Origin of the sequence: Alcaligenes sp. Lyrl_28 (genome assembly GCF_051948705.1) — a bacterium.
Lineage (GTDB): Bacteria > Pseudomonadota > Gammaproteobacteria > Burkholderiales > Burkholderiaceae_B > Alcaligenes > Alcaligenes ammonioxydans.
Window position 1 is genome coordinate 54,006 of sequence record NZ_JAYJLG010000006.1, and the last position, 11,634, is coordinate 65,639.

Annotated in this window: 12 protein-coding genes; 2 read left to right on the top strand and 10 right to left on the bottom strand. The window is 56.9% G+C overall.

From position 1 onward, the window contains the following. Window positions 1-184: 184 nt before the first annotated feature. The 5 genes from ribD to tyrS form a co-directional block, all read right to left on the bottom strand. On the bottom strand, window positions 185-1,333 hold the full coding sequence (gene ribD / locus VF694_RS13895) for a bifunctional diaminohydroxyphosphoribosylaminopyrimidine deaminase/5-amino-6-(5-phosphoribosylamino)uracil reductase RibD (protein ID WP_003801810.1): 1,149 nt from the start codon (window positions 1,331-1,333) through the stop codon (window positions 185-187). A gap of 5 nt (window positions 1,334-1,338) precedes the next feature. After that, window positions 1,339-1,800 carry a transcriptional regulator NrdR gene (gene nrdR / locus VF694_RS13900; protein ID WP_003801815.1) on the bottom strand — a complete coding sequence of 154 codons (462 nt, stop codon included), beginning with the start codon at window positions 1,798-1,800 and terminating at the stop codon, window positions 1,339-1,341. A 36-nt stretch (window positions 1,801-1,836) separates the two neighbouring features. Then, entirely contained in the window at window positions 1,837-3,087 is a 1,251-nt protein-coding gene (gene glyA, locus VF694_RS13905) for a serine hydroxymethyltransferase (RefSeq protein ID WP_003801816.1), read from the bottom strand. Window positions 3,088-3,272: 185 nt separating this feature from the next. Further along, entirely contained in the window at window positions 3,273-3,908 is a 636-nt protein-coding gene (locus VF694_RS13910) for a YbhB/YbcL family Raf kinase inhibitor-like protein (RefSeq protein ID WP_003801818.1), read from the bottom strand. Window positions 3,909-3,927: 19 nt separating this feature from the next. Then, on the bottom strand, window positions 3,928-5,154 hold the full coding sequence (gene tyrS / locus VF694_RS13915) for a tyrosine--tRNA ligase (protein ID WP_003801820.1): 1,227 nt from the start codon (window positions 5,152-5,154) through the stop codon (window positions 3,928-3,930). A gap of 242 nt (window positions 5,155-5,396) precedes the next feature. Here tyrS and VF694_RS13920 point away from each other — a divergent pair, with 242 nt between their 5' ends. Together VF694_RS13920 and VF694_RS13925 are read left to right on the top strand one after the other, a co-directional pair. Further along, window positions 5,397-6,764, top strand: a complete 1,368-nt coding sequence (locus VF694_RS13920) for a M23 family metallopeptidase (RefSeq protein WP_003801822.1) — start codon at window positions 5,397-5,399, stop codon at window positions 6,762-6,764. A 5-nt stretch (window positions 6,765-6,769) separates the two neighbouring features. Beyond that, entirely contained in the window at window positions 6,770-7,867 is a 1,098-nt protein-coding gene (locus VF694_RS13925) for an anhydro-N-acetylmuramic acid kinase (protein ID WP_440164705.1), read from the top strand. Window positions 7,868-8,231: 364 nt separating this feature from the next. Here VF694_RS13925 and erpA read toward each other — a convergent pair whose 3' ends face one another. The 5 genes from erpA to rplM all read right to left on the bottom strand — a co-directional run bounded on the left by erpA (window position 8,232) and on the right by rplM (window position 11,508). Further along, the gene (gene erpA, locus VF694_RS13930; RefSeq protein WP_003801826.1) at window positions 8,232-8,600 is read right to left on the bottom strand and encodes an iron-sulfur cluster insertion protein ErpA; all 369 of its coding nucleotides are present in this window, start codon (window positions 8,598-8,600) and stop codon (window positions 8,232-8,234) included. Window positions 8,601-8,680: 80 nt separating this feature from the next. Beyond that, entirely contained in the window at window positions 8,681-9,418 is a 738-nt protein-coding gene (locus VF694_RS13935; protein WP_003801828.1) for a DUF6776 family protein, read from the bottom strand. Window positions 9,419-9,453: 35 nt separating this feature from the next. After that, window positions 9,454-10,518 carry an N-acetyl-gamma-glutamyl-phosphate reductase gene (gene argC, locus VF694_RS13940; protein WP_003801830.1) on the bottom strand — a complete coding sequence of 355 codons (1,065 nt, stop codon included), beginning with the start codon at window positions 10,516-10,518 and terminating at the stop codon, window positions 9,454-9,456. Window positions 10,519-10,677: 159 nt separating this feature from the next. Then, complete coding sequence (gene rpsI, locus VF694_RS13945; RefSeq protein ID WP_003801832.1) at window positions 10,678-11,070, bottom strand: 30S ribosomal protein S9; 393 nt, start codon at window positions 11,068-11,070, stop codon at window positions 10,678-10,680. A 9-nt stretch (window positions 11,071-11,079) separates the two neighbouring features. Next, window positions 11,080-11,508: a 50S ribosomal protein L13 gene (rplM, locus tag VF694_RS13950; protein ID WP_003801836.1), complete on the bottom strand. Its 429-nt coding sequence runs from the start codon at window positions 11,506-11,508 to the stop codon at window positions 11,080-11,082. Between the last annotated feature and the right edge of the window lie 126 nt (window positions 11,509-11,634).

Genomic DNA, 11,634 nt, shown 5'->3' on the forward strand with positions numbered 1-11,634 from the left:
CGCAAGCATTCAATTTTTTCTTGGACGAATTGTTGGCAAGGCCGTACTGGAGAGGTGGCTCACGCTCAAGGCCCAGGCAAAGTGACACTATTGAGCGAGTGATACGGGCACTTGAGTCTGTCGCCCCGCTTTCATCGGCTTCTTGCTCATACGCCTGAGCACACCGACTTAGGGGGGAAACGGCTTATTCCGAATCGGGAGGATAAGCCCCGCCCACCGCACGCAACAAAGCATCCCAGTGATCACGCTGACGAGCAAGAATACGCAGGTCAGCACCCAGCAGACGCACGTCGGTGAACTCGAAAGGTTCGACATCCTCCAGGCCCGACAAAGCCGTAATGTCCGCCACACCGCGGCCCTGCCCCAAAATTTTAGGGGCCAGATACATCAGCAGTTGGTCTACCACGCCAGCATCAATCAATGCCCCCGAAAGTCGTGCTCCCGCCTCTGCATGAACTTCATTAATCTGTTGTTCGGCCATCCAATCCAGAATGGCACACACATCCACCTGGCCCTCGTGCAAAGGCATGGGAATAACCTGAGCATTGCGGTCTGCCAACTCAGCCTCACGCTCGGGATCGCGACGATGGCTGAATACCCAACACAAGGTGCCATCCAGCAAGGCAGCCTTGGGGTCAAGGCGCAAATGGGTGTCGAGCACGGCTTTGATAGGCGGCCGGGGAGTGGAAACCGCCCGCACATTCATCAAGGGATTATCCGCGTTCACCGTACCGATGCCGGTCAAGACAACGCAACTGCGAGCGCGCCAGTGGTGACCATCATCACGGGCCTGCGGTCCGGTAATCCATTGAGATCGCCCATCCGGCAAGGCACTGCGACCATCCAGTGAGGCGGCCATCTTCATCCATAACCAGGGGCGTGCGCGTGTCATACGAGCAAAAAATCCGGCGTTGATCGCCAGCGCCTGCTCGACGCACACAGGGCCATCCACAGAGATGCCCGCCTGACGCAAGCGTGAGACGCCGTTGCCTGCCACCAAAGGGTTAGGGTCGTACATGGAAAAGACCACGCGCCCAGCTCCCGCCTTGACCAGCGCATCCGCACAAGGAGGCGTACGCCCATGATGGCTGCAAGGCTCCAGGGTGACATAAAACGTCGCGCCGGCCACGTTCACGCCTCGCTCTGCCGCCTGTCGCAACGCCATCACTTCTGCATGAGGTCCACCAGCCTGCTGTGTGGAGCCTGAAGCCAACAACTGGCCGTCGCGCACAATCAGACAGGCGACTCGGGGATTGGGGGCACTGATATAAAGGGATTGCTCGGCCAGCTTCAGAGCCTGCCGCATCCAGACGACGTCTTCTTGTTCGACCATAAGCCTTAGCCGCGGTCGGGATCGTTCATTTCGTCGATCGCCTCTACAAACTCGCGGATGTCCTTAAAACTCTTGTAGACCGAGGCAAAACGCACATACGCCACCTGATCCAACTGCTTGAGTTCGGCCATGACCAGTTCACCGATAGTCTCCGAGGAGACTTCACGCTCGCCAGTCAGTTGAAGTTTTTCTTCGATGCGCTGCACGGCAGCATCGACTTGCGCCATGGGGATGGAGCGTTTGCGCAACGCAACGCCCATGCTCGCCCGCAAGCGGGCGGGGTCAAAATCCATACGGGTGCCATTGCGCTTGGCCACAACGGGCAAGCTCAGTTCAGCACGCTCGTAAGTTGTGAAGCGCCGTTCACAGGCCGAGCATTTACGACGTCGCCGTATGGCGTCGCCTTCTTCGGTGATTCGGGAATCGATCACCTGGGTATCGGCATGGTGGCAGAACGGACACTTCATTCAGAATCGCGGGCCTTGCGGCCCGCTCCGGCTGGATTACTTGGAGGAGTAGACGGGCAACTTGGCAGTCAGCTCGTGTACACGGCGACGAACATCTGCCAAAACGGCTTCGTCGTGAGGGTTGTCAAGTACATCAGCAATCAGATGTGCCGTCAATTCCGCCTCGGCTTCTTTAAAGCCGCGCGTAGTCATGGCAGGCGTACCCAGACGCACACCGCTGGTGACAAAGGGCTTCTCAGGGTCGTTCGGAATGGCGTTCTTGTTGACGGTGATGTGCGCCTTGCCCAGGGCCTCCTCAGCCACTTTACCGGTAATACCTTTGGGACGCAGGTCCACCAGCATGACGTGGCTTTCGGTACGGCCAGAGACGATGCGCAGACCGCGCTCGACCAGGGTGCGAGCCAGTACGTCGGCGTTTTTCACGACTTGAGCAGCGTAAGTCTTGAACTCGGGGGCCAGCGCTTCCTTGAACGCCACGGCTTTACCCGCAATGACGTGGATCAGGGGGCCGCCTTGAATGCCGGGGAAGATCGCCGAGTTGATGGCTTTCTCGTGCTCAGCCTTCATCATGATCACGCCGCCACGAGGGCCACGCAGCGACTTGTGCGTCGTCGAAGTCACGAAGTCAGCGTGAGGCACAGGGTTGGGGTACACCCCGCCTGCAACCAGACCGGCATAGTGAGCGATGTCCACCATGAGCAGGGCACCGTTCTCATGCGCAATGCGCGCCATGCGTTCAAAATCAATGCGCAGGGAATAAGCCGAAGCACCACCCACGATCAGCTTGGGCTTGTGCTCTTTGGCCAAGCGCTCCAGTTCCTCGTAGTCCAGCTCTTCGTTGGCGTCCAGACCGTAGGACACAAAGTTGTACAGCTTGCCCGAGGCATTCACCGGGGAACCGTGGGTCAGGTGACCGCCTTCGGCCAGGCTCATACCCAGCACAGTGTCACCGGGCTTGAGCACAGCCATGTACACGCCCTGGTTGGCTTGCGAGCCGGAGTTGGGCTGGACGTTGGCGGCCTCGGCGCCAAACAGTTCTTTCAAACGATCAATAGCCAATTGCTCGACCACGTCCACGAACTCACAACCGCCGTAGTAGCGTTTGCCAGGGTAACCTTCCGCGTATTTATTGGTCAGTTGTGTGCCCTGGGCTTGCATCACGGCAGGGCTGGTGTAGTTTTCCGAGGCAATCAGCTCGATGTGCTGCTCCTGGCGCACATCTTCGCTTTGAATCGCAGCCCAAAGATCGGGATCAACTTTGTCAAGAGTCGCAGAACGGTCAAACATGAGGGTTCCTAAGGATAAAGTAGGTAGCAAACTAAGAAAGCAACATTTTAGCGCGGAAGCGCATCAAACCACCGAGACAAACATCTCCGGTGGCAGAAACCCCATAAAATGCGGAAATAACGTTAGGCGGCAACGGGCGGACTCAAGAGAATATGAATAAAACTCAAATAGTCCGCCCCGGGGAATCAGGATTGCTGAATCAAACGGGGATTCAGGGTGTACAGACCTGTCAAGGTCGCACGAGCCAGAATGTGTCCTTCCATGGCACGCAGTACATCCTGGCCGTTAAAGCGCCCCTCCAGAGGCAGCTCGGCAATGTCCAGCGCGTAGACCGTAAAGACATAACGGTGTGGCAAGGCGTCGTTCCACGGCGGACACGGGCCATCGTAGCCAAAGTAATCACCGTTCATGTCGCGATCGCTGGCAAACCAGTTGGTAAAGTCATTCACACCCTGGCGCGTATCATCCAGCGCCAAAGGGCCGGCTTTACCGCGTGGCGTAATACCCTTGGAGTACGAACCTTCGGCCAGACTCCGCAATTGGGGGGAGATGTTGATCAACACCCAATGAAAGAAATCCACCCGGGGCAGATCCGCCGGCACCTCGCGCCCATCCTGGTTCACATCGTCCGGTTTACTGGGGACATCGGGGTCGTGGCAAATAACCACAAAGGATTGGGTCTGCTCGGGAACATCGGACCATTCCAGATGCGGATTGGCATTACCAGCCAATGCAACTCTCGACTGTGCGTCGTATCGGCAAAAAGCCAGACGCTCGGGAATGATGCCCTGATCTTGAAAAGAATCACTACGCAGTTTCATTGCAGACCTCCACAATCAATCAGCCGGTCAAGGTGACCCGCGCAAACTTGCGCTTGCCTACTTGCAGCACATAGCTGCCCGGCTCCAGTTGCAAACCCTTATCGTCCACACGCTCACCATTGATGCGTACGCCGCCCTGCTCCACATTGCGCTGGGCCTCGCTGCTGGAGGCGACCAGACCTGCTTCACGCAACACGCGCAACAAGGCCAGCTCACCGGCCACCGTAACCTCGGGCATGTCCTCGGGCATTTCGCCCCGACGGAAACGGGCATCAAATGTTTCCAGTGCCTGGGCCGCAGCCTGGGCGCTGTGGAAACGCGTGACGATCTCCTGTGCCAGCTCCACTTTGACCTCGCGCGGGTTCCGGCCCTGGTCGATCTGCTTTTGCAGGCCGGCAATGTCTTCCAGACTACGGAACGACAAGAGCTCGAAATAACGCCACATCAAGGTATCGGAGATGGACATCAATTTGCCGAACATCGAGTCCGGCGTTTCACTAATACCAATGTAATTGCCTTTGGATTTGGACATTTTTTCCACGCCGTCCAAACCCACCAGCAAAGGCATGGTCAGAATGCATTGCTGCTCCTGCCCATATTCTTTTTGCAATTCACGTCCCACCAACAAATTGAACTTCTGGTCGGTACCGCCTAATTCCACATCGGCTTTCAATTGAACCGAATCGTAGCCTTGCAACAAGGGATACAAAAACTCGTGTACCGAAATAGGCTGATTGGCCTTAAAGCGTTTGGTGAAGTCGTCCCGCTCCATCATGCGTGCCACGGTATAACGGGAAGCCAATTGAATCATGCCACGTGAGCCGAGCTTGTCGCACCATTCCGAGTTATAGCGAACTTCGGTGCGGGCAGGGTCCAGAACCAGCGCGGCCTGATCGTAATAAGTCTTGGCGTTGGCAATGACCTGCTCGGGCGTCAAAGGCGGGCGGGTGGTGTTGCGCCCACTGGGATCGCCAATGGTGGAGGTAAAATCGCCAATCAGGAAAATAACGGTATGCCCCAGATCCTGCAACTGGCGCATCTTGTTCAGCACCACGGTGTGCCCCAGGTGAATGTCAGGAGCCGTGGGGTCCAGACCCAGCTTGATCCGCAGCGGCTGCCCTGTTGCATGGCTGCGCGCCAGTTTGCGGGCAAACTCGGATTCGACGAGCAATTCGTCGCAGCCGCGTTTGACGATGGCTAAATCAGCCAGGACTTCTGGAGAAAGGGGCTCTGAGGGGGATGACATAACAAATCTGGTGACAAACTAATGAGTAAAAATGCTCGAAAAATTAAGCCTAATGCGCTAGGATAGCCTGCTATTGCGAGACGTGCTTAATTAATGAGCAAGGTTTCGTAAACCACCCTATTTTATCATTCCCGCGCAGGTCAGATCGCCAGGGCTGGAATGTTCTGTCCGCCCAGTACAACTGACCTCCGCCTGCAAACCGGGTGGACGGTAAACCGTACGTCCAACAAGGTTCTGGTTTTATGTTCAGCAAAGGGAAACGCTCCTCCTCCCACCTTAACATCCACCAGCCTCGGTTCGCCCGAGCCCTCATTATCCGCACTGGTTTGGTCACGCTGGCCCTGGGTTCCTTTGTCGCCGCCGGCGCCCTGGCCGTGGTGATGCCCAGCAGCCCCGAGCCCCAGATTTACCAAGCCCGCACTGCCTTGACCCTGCCGTCGGATCTGACGGTATTGCAAGCCCAGGATCAACAAGCCTACGTCACGGAAACCCGCATTCGCCGTGGCGATACCCTGTCCGCCCTGCTGCAGCGCATGCAGGTGAGCGAAGAGGGTTTACTGCAGTTTCTGACTCACGACAAGCAGGCGCGCTCAATCTACAAGCTCTATCCGGGTCGTACCGTGCAGGCAGCGCTGGATGCCAATGGCAATTTGCAATGGCTGCGCTACCGCCACACCCCGTATTCCGAGCAATCCGGTCAGGGCCAGGCCCGCTGGCTGGAAGTTCGGCCCAACGGGCAAGGCGGTTTTGTCGCTGAGGAGCAAAGCGACCAGACCCAGACCCGGGTACGTGTCGCCCAGGCCACCATCAACAGCTCGCTGTTTGGCGCCAGCGACCAAGCCGGCATCCCCGACAACATCACGCTGCAAATGGCCGATGTCATGGGCAGCAAGATTGACTTTCTGAAAGACCTGCGCAAAGGCGACAGCTTCCGCGTGGTCTACGAATCCTACGGCCATGAAGGGCAGGACGTAGGTTCGGGTCGCCTGCTGGCAGTGGAGTTCATCAATCAGGGCAAAGTTCATGAAGCGGCCTGGTTCCAGCCCGAAAACGGCAGCGGCGGCTACTACGATTTCAGCGGCCAAAGCCTTAAAGGCGCTTTCCTGCGCACCGCCCTGAAATTCACCCGCATCAGCTCCACATTTGGCGGTCGTCGCCATCCCGTACATGGTGGCTGGCGTGACCACAACGGTGTGGACTACGCGGCCCCATCGGGTACGCCCATTCATGCCACAGCCGATGGCACCGTTGAGTTCATTGGCCGTCAAAATGGCTATGGCAACACCATCATTCTCAAGCACCACGGCCAGTTCACCACGCTGTACGCCCATCAAAGCCGCTTTGCGGCCGGGCTGCGCAAAGGCGATCGTGTCGAACAGGGTCAACTGATCGGCTATGTGGGGTCGACGGGCTGGGCAACGGGCCCGCACCTGCACTACGAATTCCGTATTGCGCAAAAAGCCGTTGATCCTTTGTCGGTAGATCTGCCTGTCGCGCGTGTTCTGGATGCCCCCCAACGCAAGCAGTTCCAGCAAACCCTGGCCTCCTATCAGGACAGCTTCGCTTTGCTGCATACGGACGCTGAGCCCGTCCAATTGGCCAGCCGTTAAGCGCCATGTCAGCCCCCCTGTATATCGGACTCATGTCCGGGACCAGCATGGACGGTGTGGATGCCGTGCTGGCTTCCTTCGGCACACAGGGGGCACAGATACACCAAACCCGCAGCCTGCCCATGCCGGCCGCTTTGCGAGCCGAGCTGCTGGCTTTGCAACACCCGGGACACAATGAGCTAGCGCGTGCCAGCATTGCCGCTGTGCAACTGACCGAACTCTACGCCCAGGCGTGCCTGCCCTGGACCCAAGGCGCAGAAAAAAAACTGATCCGCGCGATTGGCGTACACGGCCAAACCATCCGCCATGCAGCTGACCAGGGCTACACCCTGCAACTGAACGCCCCTGCCCTGCTTGCCGAGCGCTGCGGCATAGATGTGATTGCAGACTTTCGCAGCCGGGATATTGCCGCGGGCGGCCAAGGGGCACCCTTGGTGCCTATCGTCCATGAGGCGCTTTTCCGTCACGAGCACGGCCGCGTCATTCTGAATCTGGGCGGGATTGCCAATATCTCCCTGCTACTGCCCGGGCGTGAGGTGTTTGGCTTTGATACCGGCCCGGCGAACATGCTCCTGGATGCCTGGGTGAACAAACATCAAGGCCAGCCTTATGACAAGGACGGTCAATGGGCCAATAGCGCGACGTCTGATCCTGCCCTGCTTGCCAGCCTGTTAAGCGAACCCTGGCTTGCGCTGCCCGCCCCTAAATCCACGGGCCGTGATCTGTTCAATTTGGTTTGGCTGCAAAAGCATCTGGATCTGGTTGATCCCAATAGTGGGCTTTCAGCGGCCATCGTGCAATCCACCCTGATGGATCTGACGGTGCATACCATTGCGCAAGCTATCCAGCCTTACGCCGCTCAGGTGCAGGAATTGATTGTATGTGGCGGCGGCGCGGCCAATCCGGTCTTGCTGAAACGCCTGGGCGATCAACTCATCATGCCCATCCGCTCAAGCGCCGAACTGGGCATGGACCCGCAGTCCATTGAAGCCCTGGCCTTTGCCTGGCTGGCTTATGCACATGTTGAACGTATTCCTGCGGGGCTGCCTGCCGTAACCGGAGCACGTCGCGCAACCGTACTCGGCGCTTGCTATCCGGCCTGACAAACGCTGGCACCCCGCCCCTGACACAAGAGGCAATCCGATAACGCTAGTGCCCTGAAGCATCTGATCAGGCACAGCCCCGCAAGATGAAACCCTGACAAACAAATGACAGGCACTCATCCATCCCAACTTCAAGCATCCCAAGCCTCAAGCACGTTCTCCCGCCCGCGCTCCCCTCATTCACGGAACTATCCACCTCGCCTGCTCCTGCTACAGAGCCCGGAAATGCGCAGATTCATCAAACACGATATGCTCACGCGCACAACTAAAACACCCCAGACCCTGCATTCAGAGTCTGGGGTGTTTGTGTACAAATCCTGCTAAAGCCGATCAGCGCTGAACGACCAGCGCTGACGCCACCTTCTTACATCGTGAAGGAAGAGCCGCAGCCGCAGGTCGTTGTCGCATTAGGATTACGGATAACGAACTGAGCACCGTCCAGATCGTCTTTGTAATCAATCTCTGCGCCCACCAGGTACTGGAAGCTCATGGCGTCAACCAGCAGTTGTACGCCGTCTTTATCAATAATGGTGTCGTCGTCGTTAACCAGTTCGTCAAAAGTGAAGCCGTACTGGAAGCCGGAACAGCCACCACCTTGCACGAAGACGCGCAGCTTCAGTTCGGGGCTGCCTTCTTCAATCAGGAGCTCACGGACCTTCTCAACCGCTGAATCGGTAAAGATCAGAGGGGAAGGAGGGGCTTGCAGATCAACGGATTCGGTAAGAGTGCTCATGTGGTTCTCCTGCCGGCCCCCGCCGGCATGAATAATTATCATGTGATCGCCTTGCACATGACCACCCGCGGGTAAGGTGATTAGTCTGGCTGGGCGATTTTTTCCTGGCGAGAAGCGCGGATAACGCTTCCTTCCAGAACATTCAGCGTCAAGGCGGTGGGCTCAAAGCCTGGCGGCAACGCCAGCCAACCCATAGCGCGCTGAAACTGGTTAAAGTTTAAGATCAAAGGATCAGTCTGTTCTACAGACGACTCTGCCAGCCCCGAATCTGGCCCGGAACTGGGTGTTAAATCGATTTTAACGTTTTTTCCGTCTTGCCGCCCGGTCAGCTGAAACTGCAGGCGACCAGAAAATGGCTTTCCTTCCGGGGCGTTACGTTGCAGCAGGACTTTATACTCCAGCAGATCTCCCCTCTTACTGACCTCCAGGGCACGAACCGTAATGGAACCACTGGGGCCAGGGGGCAGCAACTGTTCGTAAAAAGCCAGCTGTTCGCGTGTTTGCGCCAGTTCGGTCTGAGTGGACAGCAAGGATTTTTCCAGCCCCTTGCGTGTGCTCTCCTCCAACACCAACTGCCCGCGCAGCACCTCAAATTCGCTTTGAATCTGCTGCAGGGATTGCTGACTACGTGCCAGATTCTGCATCGCCAACTGAATTTGTTCAGACTGGTCTGCAGGCTGGGTCAGGCTGCGGTATAGCCATAGGCCACCGCCACCCAATAACATACCCGCCAATACCGCCAGTGCAATGACAGACGCTCCGCCCCGCGCACGGGAAGGAGCGGCAGTCTGAGTCGTGGTTTGTGGTGATTCAGTCATGGATATTTGACCTGTTCACCAAGACCAAGTTCCCCTTAAGGCAGAATGGCAACGTGATTCAGGCCAGTTTGTTCTGGCAGGCCGAACAGGATATTCATATTCTGCACGGCTTGACCAGAAGCACCCTTCACCAGATTATCCTGCACCACCAGAATAATCAGCTGATCGCCGTTACCGGGCCGCTGCACGGAAATACGCAGCTGGTTGGAAGCGCGCACCGAACGGGTTTCAGGCAGGGTACCAGCCGGCAACACATCCACAAACGCTTCCTGCGCGTAGCGCTGCTCATACAGGGCCTGGAAGTCCGTGTCCATCGCCTCAGGCTTGATGTGGGCATAGATCGTGGAAAACATGCCGCGAATCATGGGCACCAGGTGGGGCACGAAGGTCAGACCAACCGGGCCGCCGGCCAAACGCTGCAACTGCTCCACAATCTCCGGATGGTGACGGTGACCCGACACGCCATAGGCCTTGAAGTTGTCGCTGGCTTCCGCAAACAGATTGGGAACCGAAGCCCCTTTGCCAGCACCGGACACACCGGATTTGCAATCGGCAATCAGGTGCTGAGTATCAACCAGCGCCTTGCCACCTTCCAGCAAGGGAGCCAAGCCCAGCAGAACCGTAGTGGGATAGCAGCCGGGGTTACCGATCACCTTGGCGTGAGAGATCTTGTCGCGCAGCAGCTCGGGCAAACCATACACCGATTGGCTCAAAATATCGGGGCAGCTGTGTTCCATCTTGTACCACTTCTGGAACACGTCCGTATCTTGCAGACGAAAGTCCGCTGCCAGGTCGATCACACGCACGCCTGCAGCCAGCAAACGCTCGACCTGGCTCATGGCAACACCGTGGGGAGTGGCAAAGAACACCACGTCGCACTGTTCCAGATTGGCATTTTCAGGAGTAGAGAATTTCAGATCCACATGGCCACGCAAGTTCGGATACATATCCGAAACCGGCACGCCATCCTCTTTGCGCGAGGTGATGGCGACCAGTTCCACCTGAGGGTGCTGACTTAACAGACGCAGCAACTCGACCCCGGTGTAACCTGTACCGCCGACAATCCCTACCTTGATCCGGGTATCGCTATGTGTAGCCATGAACTTTCCTGAAAGAGAGACAAGCAAAAATTCTATCTTAACGTAGTCCTGCCTGTTCTCAAGCAGCAGACCCGGTAAAGCAGGACAAATGTAGCCAGCAAACAAAAACCCCGGACAGGTCCGGGGTTTTTGAGCACCATAAACAGGTCGCGAGGCGAATTAACGCTTGCTGAACTGTTTGCGGCGACGTGCTTTGTGCAGACCGACTTTCTTACGCTCAACTTCACGAGCATCACGAGTCACCAGGCCAGCTTGTTTCAGAGCCGTCTTCAGTGTTTCGTCGTAGTCGATCAGAGCGCGGGTGATGCCGTGACGGGCAGCACCGGCCTGGCCGCTTTCGCCGCCGCCATGCACGTTGATCTTGATGTCGAAGGATTCAACATGGTTGGTCAGCACCAGAGGCTGACGCACAATCATGCGACCCGTTTCGCGAGCAAAGTATTCGTCAACAGGCTTGCCGTTGACCACGATTTGGCCCGAACCTTTCTTGATGAAGACACGAGCGACGGAGGTCTTGCGACGGCCCGTACCGTAATTCCAGTTACCGATCATGACCTATCCTTAGATGTCCAGAGTTTTAGGCTGTTGAGCACTATGAGGATGCTCGGCACCAGCGTAAACCTTCAGTTTCTTGGCCATGGCGTAGCCCAGAGGGCCCTTTGGCAACATACCCTTGACGGCCTTTTCGATGGCACGGCCTGGGAAGCGCTCTTGCATGGTTTGGAAGTTGGTTTCGTAAATACCGCCTGGGTAGTTCGAGTGACGATAGTACTTCTTATCCTGTGCCTTGTTACCGGTTACGGCAATGTCAGCAGCGTTGATGATAATGATGTAATCGCCGGTATCAACGTGAGGGGTATATTCGGGTTTGTGCTTACCACGCAAGCGGCGTGCGACTTCGCTGGCCACACGACCAAGGACTTTGCCTTTAGCGTCAATCACAAACCAGTCACGTTTGACTTCAAGCGGCTTGGCCACGAAGGTCTTCATGATGGTTCCTAAATATTAAAATTTCGGGTCAAGGCAACATGCCTAACCCCTACAGTCCACCCGCTTTTTCAAGCAAGGCAGCTCTATTTGACCCTGCCAAGACGTTATATTCCGCCCGTGCATTTC

Coding starts and splice junctions, on each gene's coding strand:
- ribD (WP_003801810.1), bottom strand. CDS start 1,333: ATGGTCGAACAAGAAGACGTCGTCTGGATGCGGCAGGCTCTGAAGCTG.
- nrdR (WP_003801815.1), bottom strand. CDS start 1,800: ATGAAGTGTCCGTTCTGCCACCATGCCGATACCCAGGTGATCGATTCC.
- glyA (WP_003801816.1), bottom strand. CDS start 3,087: ATGTTTGACCGTTCTGCGACTCTTGACAAAGTTGATCCCGATCTTTGG.
- VF694_RS13910 (WP_003801818.1), bottom strand. CDS start 3,908: ATGAAACTGCGTAGTGATTCTTTTCAAGATCAGGGCATCATTCCCGAG.
- tyrS (WP_003801820.1), bottom strand. CDS start 5,154: ATGTCATCCCCCTCAGAGCCCCTTTCTCCAGAAGTCCTGGCTGATTTA.
- VF694_RS13920 (WP_003801822.1), top strand. CDS start 5,397: ATGTTCAGCAAAGGGAAACGCTCCTCCTCCCACCTTAACATCCACCAG.
- VF694_RS13925 (WP_440164705.1), top strand. CDS start 6,770: ATGTCAGCCCCCCTGTATATCGGACTCATGTCCGGGACCAGCATGGAC.
- erpA (WP_003801826.1), bottom strand. CDS start 8,600: ATGAGCACTCTTACCGAATCCGTTGATCTGCAAGCCCCTCCTTCCCCT.
- VF694_RS13935 (WP_003801828.1), bottom strand. CDS start 9,418: ATGACTGAATCACCACAAACCACGACTCAGACTGCCGCTCCTTCCCGT.
- argC (WP_003801830.1), bottom strand. CDS start 10,518: ATGGCTACACATAGCGATACCCGGATCAAGGTAGGGATTGTCGGCGGT.
- rpsI (WP_003801832.1), bottom strand. CDS start 11,070: ATGATCGGTAACTGGAATTACGGTACGGGCCGTCGCAAGACCTCCGTC.
- rplM (WP_003801836.1), bottom strand. CDS start 11,508: ATGAAGACCTTCGTGGCCAAGCCGCTTGAAGTCAAACGTGACTGGTTT.